Source organism: Anaerovorax odorimutans, from assembly GCF_024459955.1.
Taxonomy (GTDB): Bacteria; Bacillota; Clostridia; order Peptostreptococcales; family Anaerovoracaceae; genus Hominibacterium; species Hominibacterium odorimutans_A.
Genome location: NZ_JANFXK010000003.1, coordinates 38257 through 57769 on the forward strand (window position 1 = coordinate 38257; position 19513 = coordinate 57769).

The following is a 19513-nucleotide window of genomic DNA, read 5'->3' on the forward strand; positions in this document are numbered from 1 at the left end:
ATCCATAACATTTTACCATATTTTTTGTAAAAATCTACTGTCAGGTTGACAAAAAAAGTTGGATTTTATATACTGAATCCGCAAACACAACGATTTTACCGGTAAGGAAGTGATTGAACATGATAGGAAAAGAAAAGATCGACCGGATTAATGAACTGGCGAAAAAGCACAAAGAAGAAGGTCTGACGGATGAAGAGCATAAGGAAAGAGAATCTCTGCGTCAGGAATATCTGGCCAAGTTCCGCGAAAATTTCAGAGGCCATCTGGACCGAATCAAATTCGTGGAGGATATGAGCGAGGAAGAACTGGAAGAATACAACAAAAAACATAAAAAAAATATCTGATCGGACGGCGGGAAAAGACAAATTTCCCGCTTTCTTTGTTTTATACTGTATTTATCATTGACATCGGCGCTGCCGAGTCGGTACAAGTAGAAAAAACAAAGAGGTGTGTACAAATGAAAAAAAGGTATTTCAATTTGCTGGCGATCCCTGCTCTGGCGGTGATCGTGTTCTGCCTGTTCAGCGGCTTTTCTTCTCAGGATACCCAGGACGCGGCCAAATCGCTGATCGACCAGAGAACTGTAATTCTGCAGGGTTTTTCACAGGGAGAGATTCCATACGCGGAGGCGGAAAAGCGACTGCGCCGCATTGAGGATGAAACGATATTGGAAGAGGATCTCGCGGATCTGTCGGACAAAGAGCTCTTTGACGCGTCCAGGATGTGCTCTGTGGACTTTAAAACAATGATAAAGAAAAAGCAGTTCTTTCAATACATAACTTATGAAGCGGAGATCGTATGGGATACTGGGACCTCATCTTCTGAGGCGCTCTATAACGTTGTAGTCCGGGAAGACAACGGCAGATATAAGCTGACGGTTTTTGAACCGTCAAAACTTTAAAAAATTTTGGCAAAAAGTGTTTAAAAGCAGCTGAATATTGGTATAATAGTATATTGTATTGAAAGGAATTGAATTACAAAAGGAGTAGAATATGCGACAGGTTTATTTAGATTATTCAGCAACTACGCCGGTAAAACAAGAAGTGGTAGACGCCATGCTTCCTTATTTTACCGAGCTCTATGGAAATCCATCCAGTTTATATAGCATAGCGGCAGAATCCAAAGAGGCCCTTGCGGGAGCAAGGAAACAGGTGGCGGAGCTGATCGGCGCCGAGGAAAAGGAAATTTTCTTTACATCCTGCGGAACCGAAGCCGACAACTGGGCCGTCATGGGAGCCGCCGATGCGCTGCGCAAAAAGGGAAACCATATCATTACTACAAAAATCGAGCATCACGCCATGCTCCATTCCTGCGAGTTTTTAGAAAAGCGGGGATATGACGTTACTTATCTGGACGTTGATTCAGAGGGCAGGGTGAATCCTGCGGACCTGGAAGCGGCCATTACGGACAAGACGATCCTGATCAGCATCATGTTCGTCAACAATGAAGTGGGAACGGTGGAGCCGATCAAAGAACTGGCAGCTATCGCCAAAGCCCACAAAATTCTCTTCCACACTGATGCTGTGCAGGCACTGGGCAATGTTCCCATCGATGTGAAGGAGCTGGGCATAGACTTAATGTCCATGTCCGCACATAAGATTTACGGTCCAAAAGGTATCGGAGCGCTTTACATCCGCAAGGGCGTAAAAATTTCCAACTATCTTCATGGAGGCGCGCAGGAAAATAAAAAACGCGCCGGCACGGAAAATCTGGCCGGCATCGTAGGATTCGGAAAAGCCGCTGAACTGGCCCGCACAAATCTTACGGAACACATTAAACATACTTCCTCACTGCGGGATTATTTGATTCAGCAGGTTCAGGAAAATATCGACAACGTTTATGTAAACGGCTCTATGGAACACCGTCATCCGGGGAACGCCAATCTGACCTTCGAATTCATTGAAGGCGAAGCGATGCTGCTCTATCTGGATATGAACGGCATTGCCGTTTCCACAGGCTCAGCATGCTCATCAGCGTCCCTGACGCCTTCCCACGTGCTGTCAGCTCTGGGAATTCCGGTGGAAAGGATCCACGGGACCCTGCGTTTCACCGTAGGCGATATGACGACAAAGGAAGATATCGATTATGTTGTTTCAACCCTGAAAAATGTGGTAAATAAACTTAGAGAAATTTCATCAGTATCAAGCGAGAAAGGGTGGTAAGACATGGCAAACATGTATAACGATAAAGTAATGGATCATTTCATGAATCCTCATAATGTTGGAGAAATAGAGAACGCCGACGGCGTTGGTACTTACGGAAGTCCGGTATGCGGAGACATGATGCAGATCTCAATCACAGTTGAAGATGACAAGATCACCGATGCCAAGTTCAAGACTTTTGGCTGCGGGTCGGCCATCGCGTCTTCCAGCGTGGCGACGGATATGATTATCGGTATGACGATCGATGAGGCTCTGGAACTGACCAATAAGCAGATTATCAACGAGCTGGGAGGTCTCCCGGCGGTCAAGGTTCATTGCTCCGTCCTTGCGGATCACGCCATCAAATCGGCGATCTACGACTACGCACAGAAAACGGGAAAGCACTATAAAGGTCTTGAAGGCTTTGATCCCAATGCGGATGAGGACGACCATCACGATCTTCCGGAGGAAGCGTAGGATGAGTGCGGCACTCAATAAAAATAAAGTTATATTAGGCTTAAGCGGCGGAGTAGACAGTACTACCGCTGCTTTGCTGTTACGGGAAAAAGGCATGGATGTCACAGGCCTTTATTTTGATGTGTCCTGCGGCAATGAGGAGGGGCGACGCGCTGCTGAGCAGGCGGCCTCTGAGATCGGTATTCCTTTCATCTACCGCAATGTGAACCAGCTGTTTGAAAGCACGGTCATCGATAATTTCTGCAGAGAATACGCGGCGGGAAGAACGCCTAACCCCTGTGTTTTCTGCAATCCCACCGTCAAATTTAAAATACTGACTCAGGAAGCCGATCGAATCGGGGCCTTCCATATCGCCACCGGTCATTATGCCAATACCGCCTGCAGCCCGCAGCTGGGGTGGACGATCCGCAGGGCGGCCAATGAAAAAAAGGATCAATCCTATATGCTCTACCGGCTTCCGGCAGAAATCATCAAACGTCTGCTGCTGCCGCTTTCTTCCATGGAAGATAAGCAGCAGGCCAGAGCGATCGCCAGGGAGCAGGGGCTGTTCAACGCAGATAAAAAGGACAGCCAGGAGATTTGTTTTATCGCAGATGACGAGAATTACGCCGACTATATCCGCCGCAGGGGCTTTACCATAACGGAAGGTGATTTCGTCGATAAGGAGGGTAAGGTCCTTGGACAGCATAAAGGTCTGATTCATTACACCATCGGCCAGAGGAAGGGGCTGGGCATTACCTTTGGAAAACCGGTCTTTGTCATTGGAGTGGACCCGGTGAAAAATACGGTGACTCTGGGCGACCACGAAGATCTTTTTTCCCGGGAAGTAATCAGCTCAGAAAGCTTTTTCCCGGCCACAGGGAGCGGCAGGATGCCGGAGTATCTGGAAAACGCACAGGTATTGGCTAAGATCCGCTATGCGGCAAAGCCTGCGCCTGCCCGCATAAAAACTATGCCGGACGGCAGAATCCTTGCTGCCTTTGAAGAAAAGCAAAGAGCTGCTACGCCCGGCCAGTCGATCGTCTTTTACCTCAGCGACTGTGTCGTCGGAGGAGGGTTCATCGAATAGAAACCATAAAAATATTATGTAAACTCAGAACATGATAATCGCACGTACCGGGCAGACTGGCGCGCAGTACCCGCAGGTGAGACAGATGGAATGGTCTACCTGAGCCAAACCGTTTTCATTGCGGAAGATCGCTTTATTGGGACAGCGCTCAATGCAGGCCCCGCAGCCTTCACAGTCTCCCTGGTCGATGCGGATTCTTTTTTTTGAAACATCGGGCGTATAATTGCGGTCAATGGTACCTTCTGCGTATTCTACGATGCGGTCCACTTCTTCCTTGCTGCCAAAACCGATCATAATGGAAGCGACTCCCGGCAAATCCCGGACATAATCCAGGGCTTCCAAGTAAGAGCCCGTCAGATTTCCGCCGCCGAAGGCTTTCATGGCAAACACGCCTTTTCCCGCATCGGCATTGGCTTTGATGGCGGCTGCCATTTCTTCTTTTGTCCCTGATCCGCCGCCTTTACGGATCCCCAGGCTTTTAAAATTGATGAGCGGAAAGAGCACATCCACTTCCGGAATACTAGCCATTTTTTCCGCCACGTCCACATGGTGCGTGGAAACGCCGATGGCTTTCACCAGGCCTTTTTCCTTGGCCTCCACCAGACAGCGCCAGGCGCCGGCGCGGTCGTCCCAATCGGGATCCTGGCGGACCTCATGAAGCAAAAAAATGTCAATGTATTCAAGCTCCATTTCTTCCAGAGCTTCATTAATGGCAAATTCCATCTGGCTGTAGGTCAGATCCAGCGATTTGGAACAGATGACCGGCCGATGATCGATGCTTTTCAATGCCTCTCTAATATACGGATACGTTTCATAATACTGGGCCGTATCTAAAAAATTAATGCCTTTTTCCAGAGCATAACGAAGAACCTCAGCACCTTCCTCCACAGGAAGATTGAGCTGCGTGTTCCCCACGGTGAGCACTCCGAATCCCACAGGCGTCACTTCGATCCCGGTATTTCCTAATTTATTTTTTTTCATAAAAACCTCCTGAAACATGGTTCTATAGTAACATAATATTTACAGGTAAGGACATACTAATTTTAAACAAACGAAAATACAAGGAGGGACAGAAAATGGGAAAATTTTGCACTGGTGCTGTGGGCATCGGCATTGCCGGCGCTATCATCGGAATGCATATGTACATGTTCCTGTCGCCAAAGGATCAGAGACAGATCCACCGAGGGCTGAAAACAGCTGTGGATGATTTGAAAACAGTCACTGAAAAATTAACGGAGGTAATGTAATGGGTATTTTGGATGATATGGAAAAGGATAAAATCTGGAATCGGATGGATGATATGAAAATCCTGGGTATGACCAGAGAAGATCTGGACGATGATGACGGGATCATCGAAGAGCTGAGAAAAAAAGACGAAATCCTTTCAAAAAAGGAAAAATAGGATGTGGAAAAGAGTGTGCAGACGGGCAAAATTCCGGCTATGCGCTCTTTTTTGTTTGCGCCGCAACCGGCATAAGTATATAATAAGGAAGGAGTATTTTAAATTTTGTCAGGCACAGGAAAGAGCGCATGGAAAGAATCGTGGTATTTTTGGGGGCCGGCGCATCGAAAAGCGACGGCGCGCCCTTACAGAAAGAATTGTTCCGGGCCTATATGGACTCCGTGGATGAGTCCGGGGAAACCCGTGAGCGCTATTACAAAAACAATCCCTTTTACAAAAACGTGAAAAGCGATCTTTTTGCGTTTTTTGACGTTTATTTTGGCATTAACCTGAGCCATTCCCGGGAAGCCCTCTTCCCCACATTTGAAGAAGCGCTGGGCGTTTTGGAGGTGGAAGGAGGCTACGCCGGAAAAGAAACCGTCCGGAAATACAAGGATGCCATCATTGCCAGCATGGCGCTGGCGATCGAATCCCAGCTGGATAATAAGCGAAGTGAGCAGAACTATCGGATTATCGATAGTTATCACAAGCTGCTGATTGAGAATCTCTGCGACCGCGGAGGCCACCAGGTGGATTTTCTTTCCACCAATTATGATCTTCTGGCAGACAACGCGCTGCTGTCACAGGGCAGACCGATCAACTATGGTTTTACCGATCAGGGCCACGGTATACGTCTGCTCAAGCTGCACGGCTCCATGAACTGGCTCTACTGTCCCGGCTGCGGCAGGATTCAGGCAACGGGCGCCGCAGAAATTTCTGCCAACAATCTGCTGGACTTCAGCGCACACAAATGTGAAAACTGCGGCAGCGTGCAGACATCGGTAATCATCCCGCCCACTTATTTTAAAAACTTTGTGCAGTATGGGGACAATATCCGCCGCGTCTGGGAAAATGCCTATGAAGCGCTTTCGCAGGCAGACCGCATTATCATCTGCGGTTATTCCTTCCCCCATGCGGATATACATATCAAAACCCTGCTGAAAAAGAGCGAGCAGGGCAGGAAGCGCTCAACACCCCTGAAAGTATCCGTCTTTAACGGATATGAAGGAAAATCCGGCGAAGAGAAGAGGAAGGAAGCGTATCGTTACCTTCGCTTCCTCAGAAAAGACACAATTTTAGATTATCAGGGCGATATTCCATTTGAGGAATTCGCCAAATCACCACAGCAATATATAGATGGAACACAAGGAGGAACGATATGAACGTATCAGAAGCCATTCGCAGCAGAAGAAGTATCCGAAAATACAAAAAGGGAGTCACAATACCAAAGGAACACATCGATTTGATGCTGGAAGCAGCCATGATGGCCCCTAGCGCAGGAAATACCCGGCCCTGGGAGTTTATCGTACTGGAGAACAGAGGCTTGATGGAAAAGATTACGGAAATCAATCCTTACTCCAGGATGCTGAAAACCGCTTCCGCAGCTATTGTAATTTGCGCGAAACCTGAACTGCAGACCGGCATCTGCTCCGGGTTCTGGCCGCAGGACTGCGGGGCGGCGGCGGAAAATGTGCTGCTGCAGGCACAGGAACTGGGATACGGAACCTGCTGGTGCGGCATGTATCCCATTCAGCACCGGGTAGAAAAGCTGCAGGCATTGCTCAATATAAAAAGCGTGCCATATGCGGTAATCGCGGTTGGTGTTCCGGCTCAGGAGCCGGAGGCCAGAGGCTACTTTGATCCTCAGAAGGTAAGGTACATAAAATGAGTAAACGTTTCCGCATTGTGGCAGCCATTGTCACAGCACTGGCCGTTTTTCTGGGAAGCGTTTCCACGGCCGCGGCCGCAGGCGTGCCGCAGATGCGGCAGGAAAAGAAAGAGGCCGCATATAAAGAGGGGGAGGCTATCGTTCTTTTCAAGGATACGTCTAGCTTCAGCGTCAGTAAAAGAGCGGCGGCGCAGGACATTGGTCTGTCGGATCTTCAGGTTACTGATGTCTGCAATTTTACTCATGCTGTTAAACCGCAAGATGGACAGGCTATAACTGAAAAAAGTACGTTACAAAGCGGGGCAGCTAAAATAACATCGGTTGCCATGGTAAAGTCTGATACCCTGTCCACTGAAAAACTGATTGAAAAGTTAAAACAGGAGGATACGGTCAAATATGCGTTCCCTAATTTCAAAGTGAAAGCCAGCGCCTTAACTAATGATACCTTTGCCGATTCCCAGTGGGCGCTTAATAACACCGGACAGAACGCCGGTACCATCGATATGGATCTGAATCCTGAGGCTCTTTGGAACAGCGGAACGACCGGTTCCTCCAAGGTGGTCGCCGTAATTGATACCGGGGTGGACTACATCCATGATGATTTAAAGGACAATATGTGGATCAATCCTTATACCTCACAGCTGCCGGGAAAATATGGCTATGACTTTTGTAATGACGACAGCGATCCCATGGACGATAATGACCACGGAACCCATTGCGCCGGCATCATCGGCGCTGCCGGCAATAACGGCGCAGGGATCAGTGGAATCAACCAGCGAGTGAAGATCATGGCCTTAAAGGTTTTGGACGCCAACGGCGAAGGCGATACCAGCAGTATTCTTCAGGCTTATGAGTATATCAGCCGCGCCCAGGATTTGGGGGTTCCCATCGCAGCCATCAATAACTCTTACGGATTTGAAATCGAAAACGCCGGAGAAATTTCTGTCATCAGAGAACTGAATCAAACAATTGCCCCAATTATGACGATCACCGGTGAAAAGGGGGCCTTATCCTTCAGTGCCGCCGGAAACAGCTCTGCCAATAACGATCATATGCCCGTGGTCCCTGCTGGCGCGGACAGTCCCTATAACATTGCAGTCGCGGCATCCGACGCGGCGGGTAATCTGGCGCCTTACTCCAACTACGGAAGGGGCACTGTAGATCTGGCGGCTCCGGGCTCGCAGATTCTTTCCACCGTCAGCCATGATTCCTTTACGCCGGGAATCTACAGCCAGGAAAAAAGAGACGAAACCTGCAGTGCGTTTGCGGACTATGAAGATGATGCGTCTCTTAATGGCTGGGGTGTGCCGGAGCTGGTTTCTTTTTCAGGCAGGGCCGGCGTTTCCATGGAAGCTGAAATCGATAAAACCCGTTGGTTCAATAAGAGTCATCAATCTTTAAACCTATCTTTCAAAGGTGTAGAGGATCAGATGGTATATTTTATGCTGCCTTATACCGTGCAAACGACCGATGCTCCCATTTCTGTCAGCCTGGCCGTACAGAGCAGCAAATCCACCTCCGGAGAGGAAAGGGCCATTTTTGTCTTTGACAGAAAAAAAGGGGACCGTAGTCCTTTGGTAGAAGATCCTGCTGCCGCCACCTATGTTGATTCTGACTGGCGTTTTTTATCTCTGAATTCAAAGGCGGAATTAAACAAACATGAGAAACAGGAGCGCGAGTTGATCTTTGCCTTTTCCACAGTGGAAGACGGTGATTGCAGCATCAATCTGGATCAGGTAGGCATCAGTAAAGAAAATGTAAGCAGCAGCCGATTCGGCAAATATACATTCTTAAGCGGCACTTCCATGGCAACCCCCTATGCGGCAGGCGCGGCGGCCCTGGTTTCCGCCGGTGATCCTGCTCTGTCTGCGCTGGAAGTTGCCGCTACGCTGAAAAAAAGCGTGCGGAACACGGCTTCCCTGCAAGGAAAAGTCGCTTCCGGCGGCACGCTGGACCTGGCAAGGCTGAGCAAACCGCAGGCCGTGACAGGCATAGCGCTCAATCGGACTTCCGCCAAAGTAAAGAAAGGTACATCCTTCACTTTAAAGGCATCCGTTTATCCTTATGGAGCTGTGGAGAAAGGCGTTACCTGGCGATCCTCCAACAGCAAAATCGCATCTGTCGACAAAAACGGAACGGTACGGGCAATCGGCTACGGACCGGCGACCATCACTGCTGTTTCCAAAGGTAAAGGCCAGAAATCCGCTTCCTGCAAAGTGACCGGCTGCTACACCATCAATTACAAGAAAAACAAGGGAACACTGGCGAAAAACAGTCCGACCATGTATTACAATCAAAAGGTTACCCTAAAAAAACCGACCCGGTCCAAATACGCGTTTAAGGGCTGGTATACGGACAAAAAATACAAGCATAAAATCAAATATATCAAAAAAGGAACCAGGAAAAACTATACGCTTTATGCAAAATGGTCGAAGGTGAAGAAGCCGGGCCAGACTCGTATTAAAAAGCTTAAGAAGATCACCCAAAAGAAAATGTCCGTCAGCTACAAGCGGGTATCGGGAGCACACGGGTACCAGATTAAATACTCCAGGTCCAAGAAATTCAAAAAGAAAGCTACCAAAACCGTCTACACCCGGGCCACCAGCAAAAAGATCAAAGGCCTGAAGAAAAACAAACGCTACTATGTGAAAGTTCGTGCCTATAAGGTCGATTCTAAGGGCAAAAAGATCTATGGCAAATACAGCAAACGAATTAGTATAAAATGACATTTAAAAGCGCCTTTTGAGGAGCCGAATCCTTGAATCACACCGCCCATTGTGATATAATTATGGGCAATTGTTTAATAAATTCAGGAGGAATAAATCATAATGGAAAAGTTGGGACTTAATCAGATCAGAGAGGCCTTTCAGAGCTTCTATGAAACAAAAGGCCACTATAAAAGAAAAAGCTTCTCTCTTATCCCGGAAAACGATAAGAGCTTACTTTTAATAAATTCAGGAATGGCGCCGCTGAAACCGTACTTTGCAGGCATTGAGACTCCGCCTTCAAAGAGAATGACTACCTGCCAAAAGTGCCTCCGTACCGGAGACATCGAAAACGTAGGCTACACGTCCCGTCACGGCACATTCTTTGAAATGCTGGGGAGTTTTTCCTTCGGCGACTATTTTAAAGTGGAATCCATCACCTGGGGATGGGAATTCATGACAAAGGTGCTTGACCTTCCTGTGGATCGCCTCTGGGTTTCCGTCTACGAAGAAGACGATGAAGCATACGACATTTGGAAGGATATCGTAGGTTTCCCGGAAGAGCGGATCGTGCGCCTGGGCAAGGACGATAATTTCTGGGAAATCGGGACAGGCCCCTGCGGTCCCTGTTCAGAAATATATTACGACCGGGGGGAAGAATACGGATGCGACAATCCGGACTGCAAGCCCGGCTGTGAATGCGACCGCTATATCGAATTCTGGAACCACGTATTTACTCAGTTCTCCAGGGACGAGAACGGTAACTATACGGATCTGGCTCACCCTAACATCGATACCGGTATGGGCTTGGAGCGTTTGGCGACCATCATGCAGGGTGTGGACTCCATTTTCGATATCGACACGGTCCGCTATGTTCTGGACGGCGTAGTGGAAAAGGCCGGTGTGAAATACGAAAACGGACAGGCCCCCACCGATGTTTCCATCCGCATTATCACGGATCATCTGCGTTCCATTACCTTTATGATCGCTGACGGTATTATCCCCAGCAACGAGGGCAGAGGATACGTGCTGAGAAGACTGCTCCGCAGAGCGGCCCGTCACGGCAGGTTATTGGGTATCGAAGGTTCATTCCTGGCGGACCTGTGCGGAAGAGTCATTGAGATTTCCGGAAAAGCATATCCGGAGCTGGAAGAAAAACGGGTATATATTAAAAAAGTCATTTCCATTGAAGAAGATAAATTCAGCAGCACCATCGACCAGGGAAGCAGCATCATTGAAGAATACGTAAAAGAAATGAAGGCTGCCGGCGAAACGGTTCTGGACGGAGAAAAGGTGTTCAAGCTTCACGACACCTATGGTTTCCCTCTGGAGCTTACGCAGGAAATTCTGGAGGAGCAGGGCTGCAAAGCCGATGTGGAAGGCTTCAATAAGCATATGGAGCATCAAAAGGAGTTGGCAAGAGCTGCTCAGAGATCCAAGGAAGACGCAGGCTGGGAAGAGGCTGCGACGGATTATGTCTTTGAGGGGAGCACGGTTTTCACCGGCTATGATACAGTAGTGGATACCGGTACCGTTAAAGCCATGTTCTGGGATAAAAAGCCGGTTAGCTGTCTGAAGGATGGCGAAGTCTGCAGAATCGCGCTGGATAAGACTCCGTTCTACGCCGAAAGCGGCGGTCAGGCCGGAGATCTGGGAATCATCTACAACGACGACTTTGCGGGAGAAGTTCTGGAAGTGATCAAATTCCAGAATCTCTTTGCCCATAAGATCAAAGGTCTTAAAGGCGAATTGCGCATCGGAGATGAAGTGAACTGTCTGGTTTCCGCGCCCAACAGAAATAATACTGCGAGAAATCATACTGCTACCCATCTGCTCCACAAAGCACTGAAGGAAGTGCTGGGGGACCATGTGCAGCAGGCCGGCTCCAGCGTTACAGCCGACACACTCAGGTTTGACTTCAATCATTTTGAAGCCATGACCGCTGAGGAAATTAATAAGGTAGAGGAAATCGTAAACGACAAGATCAGTCATTTCATACCGGTTTCCACCAAGGAGATGTCGCTGAAAGAAGCGGCAAAAGAGGGGGCTATCGGACTGTTCGGCGAAAAATACGGCGATGTGGTACGTGTGGTTTCCGTCGGGGATTACAGCAAGGAACTGTGCGGAGGCACCCATGTTGCCAATTCCGGCCAGATCGGAGCCTTCAAAATCCTTTCTGAATCCGGGGTAGCCGCAGGCGTTCGCCGAATCGAAGCCATCACCGGAACAGCGCTGCTGCAGAAAGTAAAGGATACGGAAGCTACCATCGCTGAGGCGGCGGCGGTGCTGAAAACCAATCCGTCCGGCCTGCTGACAAAGCTGGCTAATCTGACGGAAGAGATCAAGTCCGTGAAAAAAGAGCTGGACGAGTTCAAGAAGAACGCCATCGGCAATGCCATGGACAAGATGTTCGAGGATGCGAAAGAGGTGAACGGTATCACTCTTATCACCAGAGCGTTCAAGGATTATACGATCAACGATCTCCGCGGCCTCTCGGACGATATAAAGGCTGCTCATAAAAACGTCGCCATGGTATTTGCGACGCAGAACGGCGAAAAGGTAACCTTCCTGGTTTCGCTCACAGATGATCTTCTGGATCAGGGCTACCACGCAGGAAAAATGATTAAACAGATCGCAGCGGCAGCCGGCGGCGGCGGCGGCGGTAAAGCGGATATGGCTCAGGCCGGAGCAAAGGATCCTTCCAAGATCAAGGATGCTTTCGCAGTTGCCGAAAGCCTGCTATAAAGCGCAGAATATCACAGATTCCATACAATATTTGCCGCAGCAGGGCCTTGCGCTGCGGCAATGTTAAGTCTTTGTGAAATCACACAAAATCCCTTGTGCTTTATTGTATAAAAGTGTATAATGAAACTCAAAGTAGAGATTGGTAAGGAGGTATATGCCATGGACAGACAGACAAGAATGTACGATAATTTCGATAAAATAGAACAACGGACTATTGAAGAAATTTTAAATATTGTGTACGATGCATTGGAGGAGAGAGGTTATAACGCGATTGACCAGATGGTGGGATATATCCTGTCGGGAGATCCTTCCTATATCACCAGCCACAACAACGCGCGAAACATTATCGGGCATATCGAACGTGACGATCTGGTAGAGGAACTGATTAAATCTTATCTACATAAATAGAGAGTTGAGAAGAGCGGGCCATGTAATTTTCGGTCCGCTTATTTTTGTTTAAGCGAGGAATACTTATGAAAAAAATTGCATTGGATGTTGGAGATAAGACCATCGGCGTGGCGGTAAGCGATCCTTTGCTGATTACAGCTCAGGGAATCACTACCATAGAAAGGGTAGGCATCCGCAAGGACGCGGGAAAAGTCATGGATCTCATCAAAGAACACGACTGTGACACAGTCGTCATCGGACTTCCCAAAAAGCTGGACGGTACCGACAGCATTCAGACAGAAAAAGTCTATGAATTTAAAACCATGCTGGAGAATAAGATGAAGAGTTCCGGTATGGGACATATCAAGGTCGTTTTCCAGGATGAGCGTCTGACGACCGTCATGGCGGAAAAGGTTCTGATCGAAGGCGACGTTCGCCGGAAAAAACGTAAAGAAGTAATCGACAAACAGGCGGCAGTGCTGATCCTGCAAGGCTATCTGGACACACTTTAGCATGTTTGGAAATAGAAAGACATTTGAGGAGGAAAAACAGTATGAAAAATATGAATGTAAGCAATCAGATTGTGATGAGTCAGGTAATGCTCCCGCATCAGGCCAATGTGGCCGGGAACGTACACGGCGGAGAGATCATGAAATTTATGGATACAGCAGCAGGAGCCGTGGCGATGAAATATGCCAAAGCAAACTGCGTAACAGCCAGAGTAGATGAGCTGGAGTTCCATCTGCCCATTTTCGTAGGGGCGCTGGTAACCTGTACGGCTTCCATCGTGTATGTGGGCCGTACCTCTATGGAAGTTCTTGTAAACGTGGAAGCGGAGGACCTGGAGTCCAACAGCAAGCCGCAGAAGGCCCTGTCTGCTTACTTCACGATGGTATGCATGGGCAAGAACGGCCGGCCCCAGTGCGTAGCCGATTATGTACCGCAGACCGAAGACGAGCTGCGCCTGTATGAAGAAGCAAAAGAACACGTGCAAAGGAAAAAGGAGCTGGCCAAGAAATCCAAATAACGATTTCCGTTAAATCTGACGCCTTCGTTCATTATATGTTATCATAATAACAGGAATAGCACCGATACCATAGGGGAAACCTTTGTATTGGAAAGGAACTTGAAAGGAATGATGACAAAGATGGACGTAAGAAATCAGATTGTAATGAGCCAGGTAATGATGCCCCACCATGCCAATGCACTGGGCATTGTGCACGGCGGAGAAGTTATGAAGTTTATGGATACGGCAGCGGCGGCGGTAGCGATGCGCTATGCCAAGGCAGACTGCGTGACAGCCAGGGTGGATGAAATGAACTTCCACTTCCCGGTCCATGTGGGCGACCTTGTTGTCTGCACGGCCTCAATCGTATATGTAGGCCGCACTTCGATCGAAGTTCTGGTGACCGTGAATTCGGAAAATCTAAAATCCGAAGAGAACGCAAAGGTTGCTTTATCTGCTTACTTTACTATGGTCTGTATTGATGAGAACGGCCAGCCCCAGCAGGTAAAACCATATACGCCGCAGACCGATGATGAAAAAACGCTCTATGAACGGGCAAAAGCTTATATTGACCGAAAAAAGGCTTTAAGAAAATAAATTGAATTCGTTTGAATTGTTCTGTATAATTTTAGATACAAAAGAAGAATGGAAGGAAGTTTTGTTTTATGTATCAGATGAGAAATAAGGCTATAGCATTGATCTTGGCAATGGTTTTATGCGTTGGGTTGTCCGCCTGCGGTCAGGGCAGCCAGAAGAAGGGCGGAGACACGGCAATTGTTGGCACCTGGGAACTGTCGGAAATCGGAACCGGCAGCAGCAAAATGAGCGCGGATGACTATATGAAATCCGCCGAAGTCAGCAAAGTTCCGGCGCTGACTTTCGAGGATGATGGAACTGTTACTCTGGATGTGGACGGCAACTCCGGAACCGGCACCTGGCTTGAAGAAAGCGGATCTTATTCCATCACTTATAAATCGGGCGACGAGGAAGTCAAAAAGGATCTGGAACTGACCGATTCCTCTTTGAAGATGGAACAAGACGGTTTTGCGCTGACCTATCGGAAAAAATAAGGCAAACGAAAGGAAACGAAGATGAAACAGGCAAGAAAAATACTATCGGTTATTTCCGTAGCCATTCTGCTGTGCATTGCTTTTACCGCATGTGGGGATTCCAGCGATGATCCGGTAGTGGGCACCTGGGAGATGACTTCCGTGAGCGCCATGGGCCAGGAAATGTCGGCAGCAGACTTTCTCAAGGCCGCAAATTATACGGAAACACCGGTTATCACCTTTAACGGTGACAACACCGTAGATGTGGATATGCTGGGCAATAAAGGAAGCGGAAAATGGGAGCTGAAAGATGGCAAATACCATGTGACGGACAACAGCGACGTTTCGTTGGAATTCACTTTGGAAGATAATAAACTAAGCACAGAGCAAAGCGGCGGAAAACTTGTATTTGAAAAGAAGCAATAATCTTTGAAATAAAGCTGGCAAAGATCCTACATTAAATTAAATACCCATGTGTAGAAATGAGAAAACTATTGTTTGATTTAAAAAATGAAGCAATAGTTTTTTTATGTCAACTTTGTTCCTTACTCATCTAATGATCCAGCTTGATAAGCACATAAGACGACAGCCCATGCTTGTGCAGTTTTATGAGATACGGTATACTGATAAAAAGCAAGTAAACTTTGTAAGGCAGGTATATCTATGAATGTTTTACATGTTGGGGACAAATTATATCGCAGAGAAGGCAATAAAGTCATGCCTTATAAAATCATCGCTTATGATAAAACGGTTACGCCTGCACGTCTATTGCTAGAGGATGATGATGGTATCCGTGAAATCTGCACAGTGAGTGATATAGAGCGTTGTTTTTTCACAACGTATATTGCAGCTGAAATTCAAAAAGGGGATTTGTTATATTACAATGATGCCGGATATATAAAAAGCTGTAAAGTATTGGATGTAACCATAGATGCAATTACTGTCACGTGTAATGGTGATAAAAAGTTTGCTGCTGGGATCGACAAAGTGGGTAAGACAGTTTTTGTCCGTTTAAAAGATGTACCTAAGTTCAGTCCAAAACCAGGGACTAAGGTTAAACCCAGACCAAAGCCAAAATCCAATAAAAAGGATACAGCTGATCTTGTGTTAAGCAGCAGTGCGGCATTTAGTTTTACAGGTTCTGGATTATATGATTCCCCTCGCGGTGTAGCAATTAAACCGAATGCCAAACCTTTACCTCAAGACCTTATACAGACCTCTGAAAAGTATTCTAAACCAGGGATCCAAAAAGAAGATGATTGGAGTAGATACGATTATAAAATAAAGGAATTTGATTTGAGCTCAAATGTGTTCGTGCATCCGGGTTGTGATGTTCAGATCGTAAATATTGATACAAGGGAAAGAGAAAATTATCGTTTTGTAAAACCTGATGACAATATGAATGATGAAGAAGCAATATCCAATAGAACGCCTCTTGGCATGAGTATGTTTTATATAGGGCAAAAGCTTTATTATAAATATCGTAATAAAGTGCGTAAAGGAGAAATTATTCGTTTTGACGATAAGAAACATAAACTTAGGTTAAAGCTTGAAAATGGAAAAATAGTAGATGGCTATTATTATCAAGTAGGGAAGACTATTTTTAGAAATTATGAAGCTGCCCTTCATAGTGACGATAAGAAAATAGTTCTTGATGAAACTGCGATTGAACTGGATTTCTATTTCAATGAACATATGGATGAACATTTGTATGGTCCTTCTGTGCGAGGTAACGCATCAAGAAGTGGGCGTGCTAGAGAAGATAAATATAAAAGAAATGCTGCTGGCAAGCCGGCCTTGAAGGTATTGAATAAGCCTCTCCAAAAAGATGATAAGTAAGTCCTGAGTAACGTCATTTAAATTTACGCTCAATGGAATAGATAAAAGAAAAGAAGACTTAATAACGCCTTCTTTTCTTTTTATCTTGAGTTCTTTTTATTTTGCCGACTATGCTCCACATTATTACAAGGAGCAGTACCGCTGCACCAAATATTGCAATAGGGTAGGTGTCGAAAAAAATACTGCGGCTTGTGATATTCTTATCAGCATAGTTATATAGGATGATAGCCGAAACCGGAATAATCGGGGTGATTAACATTCGCTTCTTGGATTGCTGTTAAGATAAATATCGGGATAAAAATATTGATTATTATCGCCATTATTTTTGCTATTAACGTAGTGCTGTTTCCTATTATATTAGGAGCTACATTTTGATCCAAAGTGGGGTCATAAGGTGCTATTAACGTGGGCAATGTAACAAAGATGGCCATAATCAGGAAGAGTATAATTCCCATTACAGTGAATGTTATACCGTAAGCGATATCTTTTTTTGAATAACCTTCTATTGATTCTTTTAAGATTTTCTTCAATTTTTTTATGAAGAATCCTATTAAGACTAGTGTAAAGAGACATAGAGTAACAATTGAAATTATAATAGCGGTGTCCATAATCAACCTCCCGTAAAAGTATTATACTATGTTTTGTATATTATAAAATGGCTTTTACTTTAGGGGCAGGGAGTCCCAAAGAACTATTCCTAAAATAGAACACCCATTTTAGGAATAGATTGACAGAGAAAGGAAGATGTAAAAGCACCTTCGCTTTTTCTCAAATATCGGTATCTTCCCAAAACGTCCGTAGGTGAAATTTATTACTAAAATGGTGATTTTGGGGATAGTTTCCTAACCTTACACAAGGTTAGGTTTTTTTATTTTTTGAGAAAAACGGAGGTAAAGACATGAAAGTAAAAGTGATTTCAGTACAGGAGCAGGATTTTAACGGCACAAAGATGAACAAGGTAAATGTGCTTTGCGCAGACGGTTCAGTGGGTCATGTGTATTCGAAAGAAGATATTAAGGCCGGTCAGGAAATCACCCTTGTGATTTATGCAAGGAATGACGGTAAATTCGGCGTGCGACCAGCTCGTCAGTAGCAGTGGTTTTTTGGTATCAGGTATAGAAAGAGAGGGCATAGCATGAATATTTCCATTAATGAAACGAAAATAAAGGTTATTGAGGAAGTTCTTGATTCACAATACGAGATCATTGCGCAATTAGACGGTATTGCTAAATCTGCGGTAGAAAGTGAATACCGTGGCAGGTTGTCTTCGTTTCGCATGTTGGGCGTTGACATCCAAGTAACCGATGGAAAGCACCATGTTATACTCCCGACCGCTGACTGATATTCGGCGGTGGCTATACTTGATATTAGCCACAAATTGCGCTCACCCTGATGGGCAAGGACGGTAGAGTCAACCAGTGCATCAGGCATTATCCTGACTTCGACAAGACGGTTACGTTCAGTTATCCTGTGTATAATCCTGATAAACTCCCTACAGAAAGTAAACGGAAGGACTATAGCAAAGATAAGAACGAAACAAGACCCGATAGTCTAAAACGTGCGGTGGATAAGATCTTTGATATCGCTTATTTAAACGACTTTGAATATTTCGTCACCCTTACGCTTAATGGAGCGTTCGTTAATCGTTACGATTCTTTAGATGTTGGGAAAAAGCTAAAAAACTGGTTGCGAAATCAAAAGCAAAGGAAAGACGCCAGATACATCATAGTGCCTGAATTGCATAAAGATGGAGCGATTCATTTTCATGGCCTTATGTCGGGTCGTTTCCATGTCACAGATAGCGGAAAACATACGTGTAAAGGTCAGGTTATTTACAATCTTGAGGATTGGACGCTCGGTTATACAACGGCTGTTCGGATAGATGGGGAGAAGGTCGCAGTTTCCCGATATATCTGCAAGTACGTCACGAAGGACACGAAAAAGATATTTGGAAACGTTTACTTTGCAGGGGGTGACATTGTCAGGGAACCCTGCAAGAGTTACGCCCATGTGAACTATTATAAGGCAAAAGGGGTTGAACGGGAGATAGAAGCAACTGGAATGAAAGTCAAGTATTATACAGAGGTATACGAACATGAATAAAAAGAATAAATGTGAGGTTTATGCGGAAGGCAGTTTGACTATACGGAATGGAGAGGGAAAAAATGTCACGGTTTTGTTCGATCTTGAGGAACGTAACTTTGATCTTGAGAAATTTGTCTGGGGGAAAGAAGATAGCTTTATTGTTATTCAGCTTGGCGCTGTACTGTGTGATGCGTGGAGGACATTAAACAGCCCTTGTCGCGTTTCTCAGTATGACGCAAAGGAAGGAGTGTCGAAAGTTGGTTGATTTAACTACTACGAATGATTTGTTGCAGAGTATCTGCGGGTTCGAGATATTGCAGACTGCAATTTTAACCGCCTTTGCTGTGTTGTCGTTCTTTTTCATGAGGGGGCATTAGTAGATATGATCGCAGATGAATTTGTGCATGAGTATTTCGTTGTTTTTGGTGCTTTTTGCGTGTGTCTCATTGTGAACTATTTTGTCGCTAACGCATTTCAATTCATGCGTAATATATAGCGGAACCATTGTCATTATCTAAGATATTTTTGAAAGGAGGTTCTTATGCCAGAGGGTGTAATCAATGCAATTAAAGGGGCCGCCACTAGCGTTACGGCTGATGCCGCTCCGATCATTGCCGCCGCCATTGGCGTTGGTGTCGTGTTCTGGGGAGCTAAAGTTCTTTGGAGTAAATTCAAGGGCATGGCGAAGTAAGAAAGGAGTAAGGTATGGAAGAAAACGCAAGTGCGATTGTGACGCAGATCACAAAAGCGGGTACGGATGTCTTGGGAGATGCCGCTCCGATCATTGCCGCTGCCATTGGCGTTGGTATCGTGTTTTGGGGAGCTAAAGTTCTCTGGAGCAAATTCAAGGGCATGGCAAAATAGTCAGCCAGTAAGAGGGGGCAGGAAACTGCTCCCTTA

At 46.2% G+C, this 19513-nt stretch carries 26 protein-coding genes; 24 read left to right on the plus strand and 2 right to left on the minus strand.

The window, feature by feature from the left end; translation table 11 throughout:
- The first annotated feature begins 119 nt into the window (after positions 1–119).
- The 5 genes from NE619_RS03740 (at position 120) to mnmA (ending at position 3687) form a co-directional block, all read left to right on the plus strand.
- On the plus strand, positions 120–344 hold the full coding sequence (locus NE619_RS03740) for a DUF896 domain-containing protein (protein WP_256131029.1): 225 nt from the start codon (positions 120–122) through the stop codon (positions 342–344).
- A gap of 113 nt (positions 345–457) precedes the next feature.
- Complete coding sequence (locus tag NE619_RS03745; protein ID WP_256131030.1) at positions 458–901, plus strand: hypothetical protein; 444 nt, start codon at positions 458–460, stop codon at positions 899–901.
- A 91-nt stretch (positions 902–992) separates the two neighbouring features.
- Positions 993–2162 (plus strand): cysteine desulfurase NifS, encoded by a 1170-nt coding sequence (gene nifS, locus NE619_RS03750; RefSeq protein WP_256131031.1) that lies wholly within the window; start codon positions 993–995, stop codon positions 2160–2162.
- 12 nt (positions 2163–2174) lie between these two features.
- Positions 2175–2618: a Fe-S cluster assembly scaffold protein NifU gene (gene nifU / locus NE619_RS03755; protein ID WP_256131234.1), complete on the plus strand. Its 444-nt coding sequence runs from the start codon at positions 2175–2177 to the stop codon at positions 2616–2618.
- 1 nt (position 2619) lies between these two features.
- Positions 2620–3687, plus strand: coding sequence for a tRNA 2-thiouridine(34) synthase MnmA (mnmA, locus tag NE619_RS03760; RefSeq protein WP_256131032.1), 1068 nt, complete (start codon positions 2620–2622; stop codon positions 3685–3687).
- A gap of 24 nt (positions 3688–3711) precedes the next feature.
- Here mnmA and NE619_RS03765 read toward each other — a convergent pair whose 3' ends face one another.
- Positions 3712–4668, minus strand: a complete 957-nt coding sequence (locus tag NE619_RS03765) for an aldo/keto reductase (protein ID WP_256131033.1) — start codon at positions 4666–4668, stop codon at positions 3712–3714.
- 95 nt (positions 4669–4763) lie between these two features.
- Between NE619_RS03765 and NE619_RS03770 the strand changes: the two genes are divergently transcribed.
- From NE619_RS03770 to NE619_RS03830, 13 genes are all read left to right on the plus strand, one after another.
- Positions 4764–4934 carry a hypothetical protein gene (locus NE619_RS03770; protein ID WP_256131034.1) on the plus strand — a complete coding sequence of 57 codons (171 nt, stop codon included), beginning with the start codon at positions 4764–4766 and terminating at the stop codon, positions 4932–4934.
- Positions 4934–5089 (plus strand): hypothetical protein, encoded by a 156-nt coding sequence (locus NE619_RS03775; RefSeq protein ID WP_256131035.1) that lies wholly within the window; start codon positions 4934–4936, stop codon positions 5087–5089. Before NE619_RS03770 ends, NE619_RS03775 begins: the two co-directional genes overlap by 1 nt.
- 128 nt (positions 5090–5217) lie before the next feature.
- Positions 5218–6291, plus strand: a complete 1074-nt coding sequence (locus NE619_RS03780) for an SIR2 family protein (RefSeq protein ID WP_256131036.1) — start codon at positions 5218–5220, stop codon at positions 6289–6291.
- On the plus strand, positions 6288–6797 hold the full coding sequence (locus tag NE619_RS03785) for a nitroreductase family protein (RefSeq protein WP_256131037.1): 510 nt from the start codon (positions 6288–6290) through the stop codon (positions 6795–6797). The genes NE619_RS03780 and NE619_RS03785 overlap by 4 nt, the downstream gene beginning before the upstream one ends.
- Positions 6794–9523: a S8 family serine peptidase gene (locus NE619_RS03790; RefSeq protein ID WP_256131038.1), complete on the plus strand. Its 2730-nt coding sequence runs from the start codon at positions 6794–6796 to the stop codon at positions 9521–9523. Before NE619_RS03785 ends, NE619_RS03790 begins: the two co-directional genes overlap by 4 nt.
- Positions 9524–9625: 102 nt before the next feature.
- A complete protein-coding gene (alaS, locus tag NE619_RS03795) occupies positions 9626–12247 on the plus strand; it encodes an alanine--tRNA ligase (protein ID WP_256131039.1) in 2622 nt (873 codons plus the stop codon).
- Positions 12248–12424: 177 nt separating this feature from the next.
- Positions 12425–12655, plus strand: a complete 231-nt coding sequence (locus NE619_RS03800) for an IreB family regulatory phosphoprotein (RefSeq protein ID WP_420314505.1) — start codon at positions 12425–12427, stop codon at positions 12653–12655.
- Between the two features lie 65 nt (positions 12656–12720).
- Entirely contained in the window at positions 12721–13146 is a 426-nt protein-coding gene (ruvX, locus tag NE619_RS03805; protein WP_256131041.1) for a Holliday junction resolvase RuvX, read from the plus strand.
- Between the two features lie 41 nt (positions 13147–13187).
- The gene (locus tag NE619_RS03810; protein WP_256131042.1) at positions 13188–13661 is read left to right on the plus strand and encodes an acyl-CoA thioesterase; all 474 of its coding nucleotides are present in this window, start codon (positions 13188–13190) and stop codon (positions 13659–13661) included.
- A gap of 87 nt (positions 13662–13748) precedes the next feature.
- Positions 13749–14237 (plus strand): acyl-CoA thioesterase, encoded by a 489-nt coding sequence (locus NE619_RS03815; RefSeq protein ID WP_256131043.1) that lies wholly within the window; start codon positions 13749–13751, stop codon positions 14235–14237.
- Between the two features lie 68 nt (positions 14238–14305).
- Positions 14306–14710, plus strand: a complete 405-nt coding sequence (locus NE619_RS03820; RefSeq protein ID WP_256131044.1) for a lipocalin family protein — start codon at positions 14306–14308, stop codon at positions 14708–14710.
- Positions 14711–14731: 21 nt separating this feature from the next.
- A complete protein-coding gene (locus NE619_RS03825; RefSeq protein ID WP_256131045.1) occupies positions 14732–15115 on the plus strand; it encodes a lipocalin family protein in 384 nt (127 codons plus the stop codon).
- Positions 15116–15352: 237 nt separating this feature from the next.
- Positions 15353–16528 carry a GreA/GreB family elongation factor gene (locus NE619_RS03830; protein ID WP_256131046.1) on the plus strand — a complete coding sequence of 392 codons (1176 nt, stop codon included), beginning with the start codon at positions 15353–15355 and terminating at the stop codon, positions 16526–16528.
- A gap of 212 nt (positions 16529–16740) precedes the next feature.
- On the opposite strand, the gene NE619_RS03835 is transcribed toward NE619_RS03830, so the two are convergent.
- Entirely contained in the window at positions 16741–17136 is a 396-nt protein-coding gene (locus tag NE619_RS03835) for a hypothetical protein (protein ID WP_256131047.1), read from the minus strand.
- A 290-nt stretch (positions 17137–17426) separates the two neighbouring features.
- Between NE619_RS03835 and NE619_RS03840 the strand changes: the two genes are divergently transcribed.
- The 6 genes from NE619_RS03840 (at position 17427) to NE619_RS03865 (ending at position 19477) form a co-directional block, all read left to right on the plus strand.
- Positions 17427–17621 carry a hypothetical protein gene (locus tag NE619_RS03840; RefSeq protein ID WP_256131048.1) on the plus strand — a complete coding sequence of 65 codons (195 nt, stop codon included), beginning with the start codon at positions 17427–17429 and terminating at the stop codon, positions 17619–17621.
- Between the two features lie 42 nt (positions 17622–17663).
- A complete protein-coding gene (locus NE619_RS03845; RefSeq protein WP_256131049.1) occupies positions 17664–17870 on the plus strand; it encodes a hypothetical protein in 207 nt (68 codons plus the stop codon).
- A gap of 50 nt (positions 17871–17920) precedes the next feature.
- A complete protein-coding gene (locus NE619_RS03850) occupies positions 17921–18631 on the plus strand; it encodes a rolling circle replication-associated protein (protein ID WP_256131050.1) in 711 nt (236 codons plus the stop codon).
- Positions 18624–18878, plus strand: coding sequence for a hypothetical protein (locus tag NE619_RS03855; protein ID WP_256131051.1), 255 nt, complete (start codon positions 18624–18626; stop codon positions 18876–18878). Before NE619_RS03850 ends, NE619_RS03855 begins: the two co-directional genes overlap by 8 nt.
- A gap of 276 nt (positions 18879–19154) precedes the next feature.
- Positions 19155–19304 (plus strand): hypothetical protein, encoded by a 150-nt coding sequence (locus NE619_RS03860; RefSeq protein ID WP_256131052.1) that lies wholly within the window; start codon positions 19155–19157, stop codon positions 19302–19304.
- Between the two features lie 14 nt (positions 19305–19318).
- Entirely contained in the window at positions 19319–19477 is a 159-nt protein-coding gene (locus NE619_RS03865; RefSeq protein WP_256131053.1) for a hypothetical protein, read from the plus strand.
- Positions 19478–19513 lie beyond the last annotated feature (36 nt).

What these genes read in the sequence shown, in the direction of transcription:
- NE619_RS03845 (WP_256131049.1), top strand. Translation starts at nt 17,664, where the DNA reads ATGAATATTTCCATTAATGAAACGAAAATAAAGGTTATTGAGGAAGTT.
- NE619_RS03865 (WP_256131053.1), top strand. Translation starts at nt 19,319, where the DNA reads ATGGAAGAAAACGCAAGTGCGATTGTGACGCAGATCACAAAAGCGGGT.
- NE619_RS03800 (WP_420314505.1), top strand. Translation starts at nt 12,425, where the DNA reads ATGTACGATAATTTCGATAAAATAGAACAACGGACTATTGAAGAAATT.
- NE619_RS03765 (WP_256131033.1), bottom strand. Translation starts at nt 4,668, where the DNA reads ATGAAAAAAAATAAATTAGGAAATACCGGGATCGAAGTGACGCCTGTG.
- NE619_RS03840 (WP_256131048.1), top strand. Translation starts at nt 17,427, where the DNA reads ATGAAAGTAAAAGTGATTTCAGTACAGGAGCAGGATTTTAACGGCACA.
- NE619_RS03855 (WP_256131051.1), top strand. Translation starts at nt 18,624, where the DNA reads ATGAATAAAAAGAATAAATGTGAGGTTTATGCGGAAGGCAGTTTGACT.
- NE619_RS03810 (WP_256131042.1), top strand. Translation starts at nt 13,188, where the DNA reads ATGAAAAATATGAATGTAAGCAATCAGATTGTGATGAGTCAGGTAATG.
- NE619_RS03790 (WP_256131038.1), top strand. Translation starts at nt 6,794, where the DNA reads ATGAGTAAACGTTTCCGCATTGTGGCAGCCATTGTCACAGCACTGGCC.
- alaS (WP_256131039.1), top strand. Translation starts at nt 9,626, where the DNA reads ATGGAAAAGTTGGGACTTAATCAGATCAGAGAGGCCTTTCAGAGCTTC.
- NE619_RS03820 (WP_256131044.1), top strand. Translation starts at nt 14,306, where the DNA reads ATGTATCAGATGAGAAATAAGGCTATAGCATTGATCTTGGCAATGGTT.
- nifS (WP_256131031.1), top strand. Translation starts at nt 993, where the DNA reads ATGCGACAGGTTTATTTAGATTATTCAGCAACTACGCCGGTAAAACAA.
- NE619_RS03745 (WP_256131030.1), top strand. Translation starts at nt 458, where the DNA reads ATGAAAAAAAGGTATTTCAATTTGCTGGCGATCCCTGCTCTGGCGGTG.
- nifU (WP_256131234.1), top strand. Translation starts at nt 2,175, where the DNA reads ATGTATAACGATAAAGTAATGGATCATTTCATGAATCCTCATAATGTT.
- mnmA (WP_256131032.1), top strand. Translation starts at nt 2,620, where the DNA reads ATGAGTGCGGCACTCAATAAAAATAAAGTTATATTAGGCTTAAGCGGC.
- NE619_RS03770 (WP_256131034.1), top strand. Translation starts at nt 4,764, where the DNA reads ATGGGAAAATTTTGCACTGGTGCTGTGGGCATCGGCATTGCCGGCGCT.
- NE619_RS03860 (WP_256131052.1), top strand. Translation starts at nt 19,155, where the DNA reads ATGCCAGAGGGTGTAATCAATGCAATTAAAGGGGCCGCCACTAGCGTT.
- NE619_RS03830 (WP_256131046.1), top strand. Translation starts at nt 15,353, where the DNA reads ATGAATGTTTTACATGTTGGGGACAAATTATATCGCAGAGAAGGCAAT.
- NE619_RS03785 (WP_256131037.1), top strand. Translation starts at nt 6,288, where the DNA reads ATGAACGTATCAGAAGCCATTCGCAGCAGAAGAAGTATCCGAAAATAC.
- ruvX (WP_256131041.1), top strand. Translation starts at nt 12,721, where the DNA reads ATGAAAAAAATTGCATTGGATGTTGGAGATAAGACCATCGGCGTGGCG.
- NE619_RS03850 (WP_256131050.1), top strand. Translation starts at nt 17,921, where the DNA reads ATGGGCAAGGACGGTAGAGTCAACCAGTGCATCAGGCATTATCCTGAC.
- NE619_RS03740 (WP_256131029.1), top strand. Translation starts at nt 120, where the DNA reads ATGATAGGAAAAGAAAAGATCGACCGGATTAATGAACTGGCGAAAAAG.
- NE619_RS03835 (WP_256131047.1), bottom strand. Translation starts at nt 17,136, where the DNA reads ATGGACACCGCTATTATAATTTCAATTGTTACTCTATGTCTCTTTACA.
- NE619_RS03825 (WP_256131045.1), top strand. Translation starts at nt 14,732, where the DNA reads ATGAAACAGGCAAGAAAAATACTATCGGTTATTTCCGTAGCCATTCTG.
- NE619_RS03775 (WP_256131035.1), top strand. Translation starts at nt 4,934, where the DNA reads ATGGGTATTTTGGATGATATGGAAAAGGATAAAATCTGGAATCGGATG.
- NE619_RS03780 (WP_256131036.1), top strand. Translation starts at nt 5,218, where the DNA reads ATGGAAAGAATCGTGGTATTTTTGGGGGCCGGCGCATCGAAAAGCGAC.